Genomic DNA, 16,751 nt, shown 5'->3' with positions numbered 1-16,751 from the left:
CTGTCAGGCGGTGCGGTTTGGCCGGATCAGCCAGAAGGCGAACAGCATCGGCGGGCCAAGTGCGAGCGTCGCCAGCATCCAGGCGGCACTCGCGCGCAGGCCGAGCCGCCAGCGCCGTGCCAGCAAGGCGACGACGGCGGCCGAGAGCGCGGCGAGCAGCCCGGCGGCGATCCAGATGGAAAGGGGGATCTTCACCGGCGTACGCTGGGCCATCGGCACCGGTCCACTTCCGGCATGCTCCGCCAGGTCTCGCGCGACCTTCAGCGCGGGGGAAATCCAATAGGGCGCGAAGCGCGTGACGAAGGGAAAGTCCGGCGTGAGCGTTCGTCGCGCGACCGGACGGCTCGTGCCTGCACCCGTCACGTGCACGATCTGCTGCCAGGCATCCGCGGGGCCATCAACGCCGTCCCGCGCATAGGTGAACGAGACCAGATAGCCATCGAGCAGCTCGATCAGGTCGAGGCGCATCAGGCTCCCGACCGGCCCCGGCAGCGGCACCGTGGCGAGCGGAGCGTCGCTTCCCGCGCTCTCGTCGAGCACGCGTACATCGTATAGGCGCAGCGCGCGGTCGCTCATCACCGCGAGCGCGGTGCCCGCCGTCGAGGGGCGGGCAACGATCGTCTCGCCTGCGGGCAGGCGGATGCTGCGATGGATCATGCCGTCGTCCGCGTCGAAGCCGAGCAGGCTGCCGCCGGCGATCAGGTGGCCGCCCTCGATCGGCAGCGGCGGCGCGTCGAACCCACCGGGAACGTCCAGCGTGCCCAACGCGGCGCCATCGCTCAGCCGCACCCCGTGGAAGCGCATATCGTCGTGGCTGAAGGTCCAGCGCGTGCCGCGGCGTTCGTCGTCGAACTCCATCGGTGCGACATTGGTCAGCTCGCCGCGTACCGGGAGCCATTTCATCGTCGGGGGAACCTCGAATATCTCCGACAAGCGCACCTGCTCGCGCCAGAGGCGCGCCCGATTGTCCTGCCGGCCGGCGAGGCCGGCCTCGATCAGCGCGGCGCCATCGGCGCGGGTCGCCTCGGTCACGCCGCCGCGCGGCGGTACACCGTTGAGCGGATGGGTGCCGGTCGTGATCCACAGCGTCTGGAAGACGAGGTCACCGGCGACGACGAGCAGCAGATATGCTCCCATTGCCGCGGTGAGCGCAGTGCCCGCCAATCCCGTGATGGTGCGTGGTGGCTCGGCGAGATCCGGCTTGAAGGCGCTCGTCACCAGTAGCGCGAGTGCGACGAGGACACCGGTCTGCACCACGATCGCGGCCCATCCCACGGCCATGCTCGCCGTCGGGAGCAATGCCGGGATCAGCACCAGCCAGCCATAGCGCCGCGGGCTGAGCGCCGCATAGATGCCGCCCATCAGGCCGGTCAGCGCGATCAGCATGCCCGACAGGCCGAGCAGCCAGTGCCGTGCGTCGACGAAGCGGCTGCCGATCAGGCCGTGGCCAATGAGCAGCAGCAGGATCGGGACGAGCACAGCAGCTGCGAGCATTGTCGCGCTTCCGCCGGCGACCGCGATTAGCACGCGGCGTGGCGAGAGTGGCCGGTGGAGCAGCGCCATCCACTGGTTGATCCGGGCATAGCTGCCCGCCTGGAAGAGCCCGAGCAGGACGCCCGCTCCGGCATAGATGGCGGCGACCAGTTCATAGATCATCGCCGGCTGCTGCAGCGGATCGACCATGCGGTCGAAGAACAGGAGGATGCCGGCATGCAGCGCGCCGGCACCCAGCGCCCACCAGCGAAAACGCCGGCATTCGGCCTTGTAGAGTTCGAACATCGTGGATCCCTTCAGGCCGCGGGGCCGGCGTGATTGCGCGTCAGGAAGGCGTCGACCGCGCGGTCGAGCGGGACGGGCATGGTCTGGACCGAAGTTGCGCCATGACCACGCAGGAAATCGGCAAAGCCGGGCTCGGCGTCGAGCATCATATAGTGATGGACGCCATCGATCTTCCGGTGCTGGAGCAGTCCCGGCATCGCATCGGGTGGAGGTCCCTTGAAGGGCACGTTGGCGACCCATTGGGTGATCCGCTCGCGGAAATCGTCCGGCGCGGAAAAATTGCGCAGGCTGCCGCGCTCGAGCACCACCAGAGTGTCGGCGAGCCGCTCGACTTCCTCGATCTGGTGCGAGCAATAGATGACCGTGCGGTCCTCGGCACTGGCCCCCTCGATCAGTGCGTCGAGCAATCGCCGCCGCGCGACCACGTCGAGCCCGAGCGTCGGTTCGTCGAGGATCAGCAGTTCCGGCGCCTGGCCGAGCGCGAGTGCAAGGTTGAATCCCGCGCGCTCGCCGCGTGACAGCTGGCCGATGCGCTGGGCTGGCGAGAGGTCGAAGCTGGCGATGACGGTATCGAAGGCGCGCGCGTCCCAGCGGTCGGCATAGAGGCGGCGCTGCATCGCGAGCACGGCCGCCACGGTCGCCCATCCGGGTAGCGTATGCTCTTCATTGACGAAGCCGATCCGGCGGCGATCGTCCGGCGTGAGCGCGGCCGAGGGTCGGCCCAGCACGAACACTTCGCCGCCGCTGGGTGAAAGGAAGCCGAGCAGGATGCGGAACAGGGTCGACTTGCCCGCGCCATTGGCGCCGACGATCGCATGGATGCCGCCGCGTGGCAGTGCGAGATCGAGATTGTCGAGCGCGTGCTTGCGGCCGTGACGCCGGGTCAGCCCGCGCGTTTCGATGGCGAGACCGGACATCCTGGTCACGCCGACCTGACGAGGGTCAGTGCATCGAACGCATCAGCCACTGCGGCGACTGCTTCATCCGCCGGATAGCGGATGGCAATCACTTCGCCGACGAACCGGTCGACGGCTTCGCCCAGGCGCCGTTCGCGCTCGGCGGCGCTTAGCTGATCGCGGCGGGCCGCGACGAACAGGCCGAGGCCGGCGCGCGATTCGAGCCAGCCCTCGGCAGTGAGCTGGGCATAGGATTTGCTGACCGTGTTCGGATTGATGGCGAGCTGTTGCGCCAGTCCACGCACGCTGGGCAGCTTGTCGCCGACCGAGAGATCGCCGGTCGAGATCTGGCGCCGGATCGCATCGATGATCTGGCGTACGATCGGCCGGGAATCCCCGGTGGCGATCGTAATGGCAAGGGGCGCTGTGCGACTCATTGAACCTCCACTGAACTACTACACATAGTACAGTTGGATCAGTGTTGGTCAAGCCCGATGCTCTCTCGCCGGCGTGCCGGCGCTTGAGAGCGCCGCGAAGGCTGGTTGGGGAGCGATCGCGCTAGCCGGGAAGACCGGGCAGGCTGGATGGATAGGGCCGCGCCCGCCGCGCGCGGGATTGTCCGACCGAGGCCAATCAGCGCCGCAAGTCTGCGATCAGGGGTGCCTTGGCGGTAACGGGATCGAGATGAAGCATGGCCATCGTGACGCGTCGAACGTCGAAGCCTACTCGCGGCCCCACGTCGCGCATCAGTTGCGCGAGTCTTGCGGCGGCGGCGTCGGTTGAACAATTCCCGGCCGGATCGACCAGCAGCAACTCAAGGCGATCCCCACCCTGTTCTCCCTGCCGCAGCTGAATTTGGAATGCCTCCGCGCCGGCGGCAAGCGGTGCGAACAGAGGAAGGTCAAAATGCTGCTCGGCGAGCAGGAACGAGCGTGCATTGCGGCCGCGCAACTCGAGAAGGCGCGTGCCTTCCCCTTCGACAAGGCGACCCACGTCGCCGACGAGGTAGCGGAATACCGGAAAGCGCCTTCGATAACCGTTGGTGACCGCGAGTTCGCCAAACCCCTCGGAATCCGGGGACATCACCTCGACGACGACCTGCGGCAGGATGCGAAACAGGCCGGGCTTGCGGCTCGCGTCGGACCACGCCCAGATGCCGGTCTCGGCGCCACCGTATAGCGACCAGAAGTCACGCGTGCCGAAGCTTTGGGCGAAGCGCTCGACGGCGTTCGCGGGAAGTGGCTCGCCGGCATAGAGCAGCTGGGGAATCTCCAGGCGCGCTCCGGTGGTGCTCAGGAATTCGGCGAAGAGTTGAAGCTTTGAGGGGGTGCCGAGCAGATGGGTCGGCATGAAACGCCGCGCTGCCGCCAGGATGTCTTCGTAGCGAGCATGCGCACTCATTGGCAGCGAGGTCGCGGTGCACCGCTCTAGCAGGTCATCGAGGATCGCCGCGGTGCGATATAGATCGGCATAGCCGAACAGATTGAGCGCCACCGTCCGTGCATCGAATAGCCCTTCGGCGAGCAAGGTGCTGGCCAGTGCATGACGCTGGGCATGATTTTCGCCGATATCGACTGGAAACACCAGCGGCGTGCTCGTGCTCCCGCCCGAGCGCACCAGATAGACGCCGCGGGGCTCGGAGCCGGGTGCGAACCGGTCGAGATGCGGCTTCAGCACAGCCTTGTCGGTTGCCGGGGCTGTGCGGTGGTCGTCTACCCCGGCGAAATGATCGCGGTAGAAGGCATGCGCACGAGCCCGGGCAAAGCTGTCGTGCAGCAGCGCCTCGTCACCAGGATGAGTCACGAGACAGCCGCTTCGAAAAGGTTGCGATAATGCGCCAGGAACAATGGCCTCTGTTCCTCGGGGATGGTCGCAAGCGCATAGTCGTGCCAGCGCGCGAGGAGCATCGCCGCCATCCTGTGGTCGCAGGGATCCGCGCTGTCGCGATAGCGCAGCACCGTCGGGGGAATCTCGAGCGTGCGCCAATCATCGCGACGGCGGCGCGACAGGCTATCGGGGACGACACGGAAGTGGATCAGCGGCGCCGCGATCAGCCCGACGCGCGCGTCGGCGGCGACGACGTCCTTCAGCACGCGGTACCAGAGATCGACGCCCTCATTGAGCCGAGCGCCCGCATAGCGGTGCGCGCCAAGCCAGCGACGCCGAACGATGACGTTGCTGGCACGGCCCATCATGAACTCGGGATGCGCAACGGCTCGCGGAGGATCGACGAGAAGGAAGAGTTCATCCTCTATCGGCCTGAGCTCATCGGCGAACAGCTCAAGCTCCGGGAAAACCTCACCGGCGGGTTCGCTCGCAAAACCGACTACCGCCATTGCCAGCGCATGACGGTCCATGGCGCCGCGCATGCGCCGCAGCGCATCAGGGCGCAGCATATCGTCGGCGTCGAGGCAGAGGAGCAGCTCGCAATCGGCGCGCTCGATGCCACTGTTGCGGGCCGCGCCAGGGCCGCCATTCGTCGACCGCCGCACCAGCTCGACCCGTGTGCCGCCGAGTGCGGCGGCGTGGAGGGAAAGTGCCTGCTCCGCGGCTTCCGCGCTACCATCCGTGCTCGCGTCATCGACGATGATCAACACGTCGGGCGGAATTTCCTGGCCGGCAAGCGACGCGATTGATTCGCCGATGAACGCCCGCTTGTCGAACAGCGGGATGACGACCGCGAGGCTGGTCATTGCGCGATCACCGGGACGTAGAGCAGACCACGGTCTCCGTGGAGGTTAATCACCGACGCGCTTGAGCCTCGGAATATGCCCGGGCCGTAACTGGTTGCGTCACGACATAGCTGTAACCCGATCAGATGCGTCGCGCGGGCATCACCAGGCGCGCCGAAGTCGCGCTGCGGAAGATAGTGCTGATACATGTCCTTCGACCAGTCGCGCTCGACGCGCCTGCGCCATGTCGCCTCGCTGCACTCGCGGCGCACCAGCGCGTCGATTCCGCGACCGCCGCTGCTCCGTTTGGCGATCATGTCCTCCCCGCGCGAAAGCAGGGCTTCGCAGTCACCGGCATCGGCAATCGTCCAGGAGGGGATCAGGAAGGCACGCAACGCCTTCGCCTCGTCCGCCGGCAAGAGGTCCCGTCGGATCGCATCGTCCCACAGCACGGCGAGCACGCGCTTGTCATGCACCAGGATCAGCGTGCGGACATCGTTGAAATAATTCCCGTTGTCGATCAGGTGGCGCAGCACGTCATCGGGGATGGACGCCAGCTCGCTTCGGTCCATCTCGAGAATGACGTGGTCGATCGTTTGACCGGACCCGCGCAACCCGCCGTCTTCCAGCGCGATCGCCTCCGGCGCGAGGGACTTGAAGCCGATGCCGCGTTCGCGAAGTGCGTCGGCGAGGAGAAATATCTCCGTTCCGGCTTCCGCCGCATGCAGCATCGCCACGGTTTCGCCCGGACGATATCGGCTGCACAGCGCATCGACAAAGCCGTGCCCGGTCACCTCGCCCAGTCCTGTCGCGGCTGCGTGTGGTGCAAGTGCTTCGGCTGCCCGTTCGCTCACCATCCAGCCGTTTAGTGGATAACGGGCCCCGATCTCGCAGACTCGCGGCTGGCCATCCGCATCGTGGACAAGGTCAGGGCGGTACCAACCGACGCGGTAGGGCCTTGTGCTGGCCAGCCGCAGGATCGCTTCCATCGATTCGGGCAGCGCGTAGATGGAGCGGATCCGCGGATCGTCGAAATAATGTTCGACGATCGCGCGCAGGGCCTTGTCGAGCAACTGGTTCAGCCGATCGAGCCGGGCCAGATAGGCGGGCTTGATCAGTACCGGCATCGCCGCGAGCTGTTCGCTATTGATGATCGGCGGATCACCGAGCTGCGCCGCCAGTGCTAGGCGCGGGGCCTCGGCGAAGCTGCGCTCGGCGATCCGTAGCAGCGGCGCGCCGGCGCCCGCGTTGCTCAATGGACCGCCTCGACCTCGATCGCATCGCGCAGGCAGACATGGTCGAGCACTGCGGCCTTCTTTGCGAGATAGGTAGAGACAATTTCGTCGAGCGAATAGTCGGCGATGGTGACGCCCGTCGCCTCGGTAAAATGCTGCAGCGCGTTCAGCGCATGGAAGAAATGGTTCTTCTCGGTTGGCCCGGTGTGGACGCTGATCCAGGCGAGCGTCTGGCGGATCGCTGCGTCGGCGAAGCCATATTCCTCGGCCAGCCAGCGCCGGAACAGTGGAAGGATGAACTCGACCTCGCCGTGCGTGTAAATCTCGTGCGCCAGCGTGGTGAGCAGCGCGACCACATGGTCGCGCTCTCGCAGCGAATTATGATCCTTCCAATCCTTGAAGTCCTTCGCCGCGGGATGAAGGTAGCGTCGCGACAGCCACCGGTCATCGCCGACGATGTCGGTTGCCATACGGTAGAACATATCCGCGTGGAGTACCCTGTGTGTGACCGCGAGATCCTCATCGATGATGCGGTCGAGGCTGGTGAGCGTGCGCAGCAGCGCGCCCTCATCGCCGACATGTTGCCCGCGATGGAGCATGAGCGTCAGGCGATTGCCTATCCCCGCAACAGTCACCGCGCTGTTGTTGGTCTGTGACCAGCTGTGGAAGAAGGCGGATAGCGCTTCGGGGTCCTGCCGCTGTCGGGTCAGAACGCGAAATCCCTGCTCGATAGTGTGGAAATAATGGGAGTGTTCGGAAAAGCACCGCACCAGATCGTTCTTGATATGCGAGTCCGGTACCGTTTCAAATACAGGCAATATGATACTCTGCAGAGAACTCACCATATTCCACCCCCCTTAGCTTGCAGATACCTATCCGAAGTATGATAATTCGAATAGTTCAACATGCGCCAAAATGGATAGTTATGGCTTCGTGCTCACTGTGCTGAATAAATCGTTATCCAACCAATTAATGAAAATAGCGGATCGTGGATTTATATAATTGTCATGAATTGTTCGCAATTATCACCGTCTGAGCGAAAGGCGGCTTTCGGGATATCCGCAGGGGCAGGTGGGAGCCCAAGTCGAAAGCGGCCAACTCCGATGTCCGGCGCAGATGGGCGAGGTCGCCAGATCGCACCCCTGGGAAGCCGGACTGCAGGTGTCTTCCCAAGGGGGCGAGGTTCGAGGAGATCGAACCCGTGGACTCTCCGGCCACCGCCTCTATGGGCAGCTCACCACTGAAAGCGTAGTGAGCCGATCACCGTCCGCCCGGCGCCGTAGTAGCAGCTGTTGCTGAACGGGCAGGCGGAGATGTAGGTTTTGTCGAAGAGATTCGAAACGTTGAGGGCGAGCGAGAACCCGCGCAGTTCCGGCGTCGCTTTTCCGAGGTCATAGCCGAGCATCGCGTCGACCAGCGTGAAGTTCTCGGTCGTAAAGCGTTCGAAGGTCGTGACGTTGCTGACCACCTTGTAGGCGGTAGTGCCGTCCGAGCCCGCGACATAGCGCACGCCGAAACCGCCGCGCAGCCCGCCGAGCGGACCCGCCACCCGGCCGCTCTTGCCGAAATCATAGGACAGGAAGGTCGAGGCGGTCCATTCGGGCGTGCCGAGCTGACGCGTCCCCGTGGTGGTCGGCGTGCCGCTGTTGGTCGCGGTCGGCGCGACGGCCGGAGCCCCCTGGGTGATGATCGCGTCGGTATAGGCGGCGGCGACCACGATATCGAAGCCCGGCGTCACTTCCCCGCGGCCCTCGAACTCCACGCCCCGCACGCGGACCTCGCCGATCTGGATCTGCGCGGTCGAGGGAATGCCGTTCGTACCGGCGCGCGGATCGCCCACCGGCACCTTCTGGCGGCGCAGGTCATAGGCCGAGACGGTGAACAGCGCATTGGTGCCGTGCGGCTGGTACTTGATGCCCGCCTCATACTGGCGCCCGCTGACCGGATCGAACGGCACACCGTCCCAGGTAGCGCCCGTCTGCGGCTCGAACGATTCCGAATAGCTGACATAGGGCGAGACGCCGAAGGGCAGCTCGTACAGCGCGCCGAGCCGGCCGGTGAACGCGGTCTGGCTGAACGGCGTCATCGTACCGTTGCGCTTGTTGAGCGTCGTCTGGTCGTACCAGTCATAGCGCCCGCTCGCGATCAGCTGGAGCCGGCCGATCGCGATCTGGTCCTGCAGATAGACGCCGACCTGGTCACGCTTGCTGTAGCTGTTGGTATAGGCGCTCGACAGCTTGGTCAGGTCGAAGCTCGGCAGCGTGCCGCCATAGACCGGGTTGAACAGGCTCAGATTGGGAATGCTGGTGAGCGGGTTGCTCGACACGCCCGTGTTGAACTGCTGGAAATTCTCGCCGGCGATGTGCTGATAGTCGATGCCGGCCAGCACATTGTGCTTGAGCGGCCCGGTCTCGAACTTGGCGTTGAAGCTGTTGTCGAGCGTCAGCGTGTCGAAATCCTCGTCCGCGCCGCCGCCGCCGCGGATGATCGTCGAATAGTCGGTGTTGCGGTTCGCGCCGGTGCCCGTCGTCGCGAAGCCGGCCACATAGAGCTGGCGGTAGCTCAGCCAGTTGTTCTGGAAGCGCGCGCTCGAGCGGAACGAGAGATGCTCGTTGAAATCGTGGCGGAACAGCGCCTCGATCGACTTGGCGCGGTGATCGTAGCGCTCATAGCCGGGATCGCCGGTGTTGATGTCGCGCGGCAGCTTGCCGCCCGGATTGGGCAGGACCGAGCCATAGGCCGACACGCCCGAATAGCCGCCACCGCTCGGCGAGCGCTGATAGGAGGCGATCAGCGTCAGGCTGGTCGCGTCGTCGGGCGCGAAGGTCAGCATCGGGCTGATGTGATAGCGTTCGGAGAAGGTGCCGCGGGTAAGGCCGTCGCCCTTCTGCCAGCCGCCGACGATGCGGGCGAGCCAGCGGCCGTCGGCGTCGAGCGGCTGGTTGACATCGGCCACCGCGCGGATCGTGTCGTAGTTGCCGAGCTGCAGCTCGAAGCGGCCGGAGGCGACCTTCTCGGGCATCTTGCTGGTCAGGTTGACCAGGCCACCCGGCGTCGAGTTGCCGTAGAGCACCGATGCCGGGCCCTTGACCACGTCGATATGGTCGATGCGGTTGAAGTCGATCTGCGGGGTCGAATAGGGGCCGGCGAGCAGCCGCATGCCGTCGAGATAGACGCCTGGCGCGAAGCCGCGCAGGACGAGCTGGTCGTAGCGTGTGACCATGCCGCCGCGCTGATTGGCCGCGACACCCGCGACATAGCCGAGCGCCTGGTTGATCGACAGCGCGTTGCGGCGAACCAGCTCGTCATTGTCGATCACCGTGATGGTCTGCGGGGTTTCCATCAGCGGGGTCTCGGTCTTGGTGCCCGAGCCCGCCTGCTTCTCGCGCAGGCCGGTTACCAGGATCGTCGAATCCTGGGCCTTGTCGTCATCCGGTCCATCTTTGGCATGAGCGGGTGCCGGCAGGAGCGCCAGTGCCGGCACCAGGGCCGAATGCATCAGGAAACCACGGAACAGCGAGCGACGGAAACTACCGGTCACAAAACCCCCTTTTTGTTATTGCTAACGATTTGCAATTGCCGCTAGAGCCGATCGGCAGCAGATGCAAGACGGGAAAGGGGCAGGAATGGCGAGCGCCCAGCTTGGCGGGCAGGGATGGTCGATGGCCGGGCGCTGTCTGACTGCGCTGGTTGGCGGCTATGCCGCCGCGGCGGGGCTGGCGACGCTGCTGGCCCGGCTGTTGCCGGTCGCCCGGGTCGAGGCGACCGCCTGGGGGATGATCCTTTCCTTCCTGTTCTACGCAGCGTTCGGGCTCTGGGCATTCCATGAGCCGCGATTGGTGCGGGTTGGCGGCGTGATCTGGGGCACCGCCATCGTCGCGGGTGGCGCGGCGCTGCTGCTGGGAGTTCGTCCGTGAAGGGCAACGGCGTGCGCCAGTCGATGGCCTGGATCCATGGCTGGGTCGGCCTGCTGGCCGGCTGGATTCTCTTTGCGATGTTCCTCACCGGCACCGCGAGCTATTTCCGTCCCGAGATCACGCGGTGGATGCAGCCGGAGTACCGGCCGCATCCGGTCAGCCAGGCCGAAGCAGCCCGCAGTGCGGTCGCCTGGCTCCAGCAGAACGCGCCGCACGACGAGCAGTGGACGATCTACCTTCCCACGGAGCGCACGCTCTCGACCCGGGCCTTCACCCGCGCCCGGCCCAATCCCGATCCCAAGGCGCCGCGCCCGCCGCGGCGTCCCGAGGTCAGGCTGGATCCCGCCACCGGCGTCCCCGTCGAAGCGCGCGATACAAGGGGCGGCGAGTTCTTCTATCGCTTCCATTTCCAGCTGCAGCTGCCGCACCCCTGGGGCCGGTGGCTCGCCGGGCTGTGCGCGATGTTCATGCTCGGCGCGATCCTGTCGGGCGTGATCACCCACAAGCGCATCTTCGCCGATTTCTTCACGTTGCGCTGGAGCAAGGGGCAACGCAGCTGGCTCGACGCGCACAATGTCTCGGCGGTGCTCGCGCTGCCCTATCACGCGATGATCACCTATACCGGGCTGATCACGCTGGTCGTGATGTACATGCCCTGGCCGATCGTCGCCAACTACCCCAAGCCCACCGCCTTTGCCGAGAGCCTCTATGGCGACACCGCCAGCCAGAAGGCATCGGGCCAGCCGGGTCGGCTCGCCGATATGGGTCCGTTCGTCGAGGCCGCGTCGGCTGAATGGCAGGGCGCCAGGATTTCACGCATCATCGTGAGCAATCCCGATGATGCGTCCTCCACCGTCACGCTGCTCCGCACGGGCGAGGACAGGCTCAATGCGCGTGGCACGTCGATCACCTATGCCGGCGTGTCCGGCGAGCGGCTGGGCGCTTCGCCCGCACCGGGGCCGGCGGTGGAGACCGCGGGCGTGATGCTCGGCCTGCATCTGGGGTGGTTCGCCGGACCGTTGCTGCGCTGGGTCTGCTTCCTCCTTGGCCTCACTGGCAGCGCAATGGTCGCGACCGGGCTGGTGCTGTGGACGGTGAAGCGGCAGCGACCCGGCGCGCAGCCATTCTTGGGCCTGTCACTGGTCGAGCGTCTCAACATTGGCGCGGTCGCGTGCCTGCCTGCTGGGATGGCCGCTTTCCTGCTCGCCAACCGGCTGCTGCCGCCGATGCTGGCCGGCCGCGCCGATCTCGAAGTCTCCACGATGTTCTGGACCTGGTTCGGGTTGGCCGCACTCTCGCTCCTGCGCCCGGTCCGCCGGGCCTGGATCGAGGCGCTGGCAATCAGCGCGCTGTTGTTCGCGGCGGTGCCGATTGTCGATCTGGCCACCACGGGAACACGGGTGTTCGACGGCCTCTTCCTGGCGTTTGACGCCACCATGATTCTGGTGGCAGCGACGCTGGGCTTCGCGGCCTGGCGAATGGCGGTTGGGCCCGCCCGTGCGACCCGGCCGCGCCGACGCGCCCCCGTCGCCATGCCCGAAGTCCGGGAGGCTGTGGATGTCGCTTGAAGTTGCTCTGTTCGGCTATGCCGGTTTCGCCAATCTCGCGCGGGGAAGGGGGCGATCTGGAACGGCCCGTCCCGACCGGCTGCGTGCGCGGATATTCGGCTGGCTTCTGATCCTCTGCTCCTTCCTTGCGGCGATACACCGGTTCGGTCCCTATCAGGCAGTTCCGGCGTGGCTCGCGATCCTCTCGGTAAGTGGAGTTATCCTGGTCCTCATCCTGTCGCGCTGGCAGGCGATAGCCACGGCGCCCTGGATCGCCATAACGGCAATTGCGCTGTTGCTCTGCCTGCTCTGAACCTTGGACTGGTGGTTCGGTATGAACCGAGCCGATGTTTGGCAGGGGCCAGCAGGGCCGGGCTTCGACCCGCCACGATCGACGGCCGTGCCGCCACCCCTGGGTGGTATTCATTGTACAACTGTTTAAAATATACCGCTTGAATGGTGTGGGCGATCCGCGGCCTCCTTCTCGAAGGAGTGCTGCTGGTGTGGTGCCGCGCATCGTTGGAGCGGCGCGAAGACTGGCGCCCTTGTAGCGCTGAGGAATATGGTTTGGTGATGCCGAAGAACGTTGGATCGAGCGACCGCTTGGCGACCGACGGGGCGGTGCGAGAGCGACGACGGCCGGGATCCCCCGCGCGCGCGGCAAGGACCAAAGCCCGGATAGCCGACGCCGTCATAACCTTGCTCGCCGAATCGGGTTCGAGCCGCGTGACGCATCGCCTGGTTGCCGCGGCTGCCGGTGTGTCGCTTGCCGCGACGACCTATCACTATGCCACCAAGGGCGAGATGATCGCCGATGCTTCACGGCGCCTGCTCGATGGCTATGTCGAATCGTTCCGTCGTGCGGCCCGCCGGCAGCGCCGTGGCAAGGGCAGGGCGCCCGATCTCGCGGGCTTCGTCACCAAGCTGCTGACCAACGCTTCCGGTCGATATCGGCGGCTGGCGCTCGCGTGGTGCGAGATCATCCTTGAGGCTGCGCGCACCGCCGAAGGCCATGCGATCGCGGACGAATGGTTCGGCAAGCTGTTCGAAGCGTGGAGTGATCTGGCGCGCGCCATGTACGGCGAGTTGAGCGATGAGGCGGTCGTGTCCGGCATCGATACCGCCATCGGCCTGTTGTTCATCACGCTGCCGCTCGAGCTCAAGCCCGAGCAGGTCGCCGCGGTTTTCGCCGCGGGCGCCGATCCCGTCATCCATTGGGCGCCGCGTGTTTCGGTGCCCGAGGCCGCGCCGTCCGCGCCTGCGCGGCGAACGCCCAAGGCGCGTGAAACGCGTGAGCGCATCCTGGAAGGCGCGATTGCGCTGCTCGTGGCCAATGGCGCAGGCGCCGTCACCTACAAGGCCGTGGCGCAGGAATGCGGGCTTACCATTGCGGCGCCGGCATATCATTTCGGGTCGATCGACGGCCTGCTGAAGGCCGCGGAAGCCGAGTTGTTCGCGCGCTCCAAACACCGCTACCGCGACATGGTCGGTTCGGCTGGTGGGGCGGGGCTGACGCTCGACGGACTCGCCGACCTGACCACCGCCGTATTCGTCCGCGAAGTGACTCAGCACGGTCGCGCCGCGATCGCGATCTATTCGATCGGCGTCGAATCGGCGCGGCGGCTGGACCTGCGCTCGGCGGTGTGGAGCGTGATCGCCGACCAGGCGAAGGCATGGCGTCGCCAGCTTGAGCAGCTCAACCAGGATGTCGCCGCTTTCGACGCGATGCGGATGCAGGCGGTGTTCATCGGCAAGCAGATCCGTGCGCTGTCGACAGGCTGCCCGATCGCGCAACTCTCCGCCGCACGAAGCGCATTTCGCGACGAGATCGCCGCCGCCGGCAAAATGCCAACTCATTAACAGTACATATTTTTAAAAATATTGACGCATCGGCCCGGAGGTCGTAACCCTGAATAGTGCACACCGCCTCAAAGAAGCGGGGCACGACCGGGGTGGCGCCTTGCGCCTCTCCAACCGAAACGAGCCGGGAATCCGGCCATCGGGGAGGATGGGATGAACGGAGAAGTTGCGGGCCGCGGCACCGCGGGATTTCATTTGTTGCGCCTCGGCGTCTCGGCGGCGGCGATCGCCTGGGTGCTGGGCGCGGGCAACGTCGCATATGCGCAGGACAGCGCGCCTCCAGCGGAGCCTGTCGCACAGGCCGGCAAGCCGCAGGACGCCGCGGCGGACGGTAGCGGGGGCGGCGACATCGTGGTCACCGGGACGCTGATCCGCGGTGTTGCGCCGGTCGGGACCAATGTCATCGGCGTCGATCGCGAGGCCGTGGTGGCGACGGGCGCCGTCTCGACCAACGATCTGCTCGCGCAGATCCCGCAGGTGGGCAATTTCGGAACGGTACCGATCGGCACCGGCAGCTATGCCCTGCCGATCGTGCGCCCCAACATCCGGAATCTCGGCGCGTCGGGAGGGTCGACCACGCTGGTGCTGATGAACGGCCACCGGCTGGTAGGCGCGGGCGTACTCCAGACGTCGGTGGATCCCTCGATCATTCCGCCCGATGCGATCGAGCGGGTCGAGATCATCCCCGATGGCGGCTCGTCGATCTATGGATCGGACGCGATCGGGGGCGTGATCAATTTCATCACGCGCAAGCGCTACAACGGCATCGGCATCAATGCGCGCTACGGGATGGCGGACGACTACAAGTCGTTCGACGGCAGCGTGATCGCGGGCAAGGACTGGGGATCGGGATCGATCTTCGTCTCCTATGCCTATGCCTGGCACGACAATATCCTGGGCATCGACCGCGACTATGTGACGGCGGACAATCGCGCGGGTGGCGGCAATGACAACCGGGGCACGGCCTGCACGCCCGCCAACGTCCTGATCGGCGGCATTCCCTATGCGCTGCCGGGCAAGGTGCCGGGCACGATCAACCGCTGCGACCAGACCGACTATGCCGACATCGTCCCGCGCGAGAAGCGGCACAGCGTGTTCGCCGGGCTGACGCAGGAATTGAGCGATACGGTCCATTTCTCGCTCACCGGCTACTGGTCGCAGCGCGATACCGTGACGCGCAGCGCGCAATCGACGCAGAGCGATACGATCACGATCCTCAACCCCTATTTCTCGCGGATCGGCACCGAGCTCTCCCAGACCGTGGCGATCTCGTTCGATTCGGTGTTCGGGCCGAGCAACGTCAGCCCGGCGCGCTTCTCCTCCTATGGCATTACGCCTTCGATGGAGTTCGATCTCGGCGGGGGCTGGCAGCTGCGTACGCGCGCCAATCTGGGGCGTAGCGAGAACAAGACGACCGAGGATACGATCAATGCGAGCGCGGTGACCGCGGCGCTGGGCGGGACGAGCACGGCGACAGCGCTGAATCCCTATAATCTGTCCGCCACGTCGCCGAGCCTGCTCGCGAGGATCAACGACTTCGTCAATTACGGCGAGGCGACGCAGGAGCTCGCCGAAGGCCGGGCCGTGGTCGATGGCCCGTTGTTCGCGCTGGCGGGCGGCGAAGTCCGCCTCGCGGCGGGTGCCGAATATCATTATGAGAACATCCGGTCCTTCACCGGAAGCGGCCCCGCCACCGCGATCACGGGCGGCAGTTCCTTTGCCGAGCGCAACGTCAAGTCGGTGTTCGGCGAGTTGCTCGTGCCGCTCGTCGGCGAAGGCAATCGGTCGCCGGGACTCTACAGCCTCGAGATCTCCGGATCGGCGCGCTATGACGACTATAGCGACGTGGGTGGGACGACCAATCCCAAGATCGGCATCACCTATCGTCCGGTCCGTTCGCTGACCCTGCGCGGCAACTATGGAACCTCGTTCCATGCGCCGAGCCTTGCCGATCTCGGCAATTCGGTCGACTCGCGCGTGCAGGTGATTCCGTTCAGCCCGTTCCGTGCGGCGAACAGCTCGCCGTTCGACATCCTGCGTCCCACGATCGCGATTGCGGGCGGCAACGCCAACCTGAAGCCCGAGAAAGCCGACACCTGGTCGCTCGGCTTCGACTTCAAGCCCGACTTCGCTCCCGGGCTGGTGCTCAGCGCGACATACTTCAACGTCCGCTTCACCGATGCGATCGCAGTGCCGCCGTTCACGTCGCCGGTGCTCTTCGCCGACCCCAATTATTCAAGCTTCTACATCCTCAACCCCACGCTTGCGCAGGCGACGGCTGCGGCGGGCAGCTTGCGTATCGACGGGGTGCCGAGCCTTGCCGCGCTCTACGCCGCCAGCTCTCCCTATGTGCTGTTCCTGGCGACGCGCGCCAACCTGGGCGCGGTGCATACCGACGGGATCGACTTCAACCTCGCCTATGTCCATGCGACGTCGTTCGGTTCGCTGAACGCGAGTTTCGCGGGGACCTACACGCTCGGCCGCAAGACCCAGACGATCAAGGGCGGCCCGTTCAGCGACGATCTGAAGAATGGCACCGGACGCCTGGCCTTCACGGCGGGGCTGGGCGGCAAGGTCGGCGGATTTACCGGTCAGGCGACGCTTAACCATCGCAGCGGCTTCCCGCTGGGCGGCGTGCTTCCGCAGACGCGCGTCTCGGCGTTCGACACCGTTGACCTGTTCTTCTCTTATGATCTCGGCAACTTGATCAAGAACACGTCGCTGACGCTGAACGTCGATAATGTGTTCGATCAGGATCCGCCGTTCCTGAACAGTGCGCCGGGCTACACCAATGGTGGCACGCTGGGGCGGCTATTCGCCTTCGGCATCCGGACGAAGTTCTAGG

13 protein-coding genes are annotated in these 16,751 nt (G+C 65.7%); 5 read left to right on the top strand and 8 right to left on the bottom strand.

What is annotated here, in order from left to right; translation table 11 throughout:
• Positions 1-3: 3 nt before the first annotated feature.
• The 8 genes from HNP52_RS17220 to HNP52_RS17185 all read right to left on the bottom strand — a co-directional run bounded on the left by HNP52_RS17220 (position 4) and on the right by HNP52_RS17185 (position 10,123).
• Positions 4-1,779, bottom strand: a complete 1,776-nt coding sequence (locus HNP52_RS17220; protein ID WP_184168844.1) for a hypothetical protein — start codon at positions 1,777-1,779, stop codon at positions 4-6.
• Between the two features lie 11 nt (positions 1,780-1,790).
• Entirely contained in the window at positions 1,791-2,696 is a 906-nt protein-coding gene (locus tag HNP52_RS17215) for an ABC transporter ATP-binding protein (RefSeq protein WP_184168843.1), read from the bottom strand.
• Positions 2,697-2,701: 5 nt separating this feature from the next.
• A complete protein-coding gene (locus HNP52_RS17210) occupies positions 2,702-3,112 on the bottom strand; it encodes a GntR family transcriptional regulator (protein WP_184168842.1) in 411 nt (136 codons plus the stop codon).
• Between the two features lie 196 nt (positions 3,113-3,308).
• Positions 3,309-4,478, bottom strand: coding sequence for an AMP-binding protein (locus HNP52_RS17205; protein WP_184168841.1), 1,170 nt, complete (start codon positions 4,476-4,478; stop codon positions 3,309-3,311).
• Entirely contained in the window at positions 4,475-5,368 is an 894-nt protein-coding gene (locus HNP52_RS17200; protein ID WP_184168840.1) for a glycosyltransferase family 2 protein, read from the bottom strand. The genes HNP52_RS17205 and HNP52_RS17200 overlap by 4 nt, the downstream gene beginning before the upstream one ends.
• Positions 5,365-6,603 carry a hypothetical protein gene (locus tag HNP52_RS17195; protein ID WP_184168839.1) on the bottom strand — a complete coding sequence of 413 codons (1,239 nt, stop codon included), beginning with the start codon at positions 6,601-6,603 and terminating at the stop codon, positions 5,365-5,367. The genes HNP52_RS17200 and HNP52_RS17195 overlap by 4 nt, the downstream gene beginning before the upstream one ends.
• Positions 6,600-7,427 (bottom strand): hypothetical protein, encoded by an 828-nt coding sequence (locus HNP52_RS17190; RefSeq protein ID WP_184168838.1) that lies wholly within the window; start codon positions 7,425-7,427, stop codon positions 6,600-6,602. Before HNP52_RS17190 ends, HNP52_RS17195 begins: the two co-directional genes overlap by 4 nt.
• 389 nt (positions 7,428-7,816) lie before the next feature.
• On the bottom strand, positions 7,817-10,123 hold the full coding sequence (locus HNP52_RS17185) for a TonB-dependent siderophore receptor (protein WP_184168837.1): 2,307 nt from the start codon (positions 10,121-10,123) through the stop codon (positions 7,817-7,819).
• Between the two features lie 85 nt (positions 10,124-10,208).
• Here HNP52_RS17185 and HNP52_RS17180 point away from each other — a divergent pair, with 85 nt between their 5' ends.
• From HNP52_RS17180 to HNP52_RS17160, 5 genes are all read left to right on the top strand, one after another.
• On the top strand, positions 10,209-10,499 hold the full coding sequence (locus tag HNP52_RS17180) for an iron transporter (protein ID WP_184168836.1): 291 nt from the start codon (positions 10,209-10,211) through the stop codon (positions 10,497-10,499).
• Entirely contained in the window at positions 10,496-12,067 is a 1,572-nt protein-coding gene (locus HNP52_RS17175; protein ID WP_184168835.1) for a PepSY domain-containing protein, read from the top strand. Before HNP52_RS17180 ends, HNP52_RS17175 begins: the two co-directional genes overlap by 4 nt.
• A complete protein-coding gene (locus HNP52_RS17170) occupies positions 12,057-12,359 on the top strand; it encodes a DUF3325 family protein (RefSeq protein WP_184168834.1) in 303 nt (100 codons plus the stop codon). The genes HNP52_RS17175 and HNP52_RS17170 overlap by 11 nt, the downstream gene beginning before the upstream one ends.
• 143 nt (positions 12,360-12,502) lie before the next feature.
• Positions 12,503-13,906 (top strand): TetR/AcrR family transcriptional regulator, encoded by a 1,404-nt coding sequence (locus tag HNP52_RS17165; RefSeq protein WP_184168833.1) that lies wholly within the window; start codon positions 12,503-12,505, stop codon positions 13,904-13,906.
• A gap of 153 nt (positions 13,907-14,059) precedes the next feature.
• Positions 14,060-16,750, top strand: coding sequence for a TonB-dependent receptor domain-containing protein (locus tag HNP52_RS17160; RefSeq protein ID WP_184168832.1), 2,691 nt, complete (start codon positions 14,060-14,062; stop codon positions 16,748-16,750).
• Position 16,751: the final 1 nt, after the last annotated feature.

Origin of the sequence: Sphingomonas kyeonggiensis, from assembly GCF_014204495.1 — a bacterium.
Taxonomy (GTDB): domain Bacteria; phylum Pseudomonadota; class Alphaproteobacteria; order Sphingomonadales; family Sphingomonadaceae; genus Sphingomonas; species Sphingomonas kyeonggiensis_A.
Note: the sequence above shows the minus strand (reverse complement) of the source record. Positions and strands in the feature narration are given on the sequence as shown.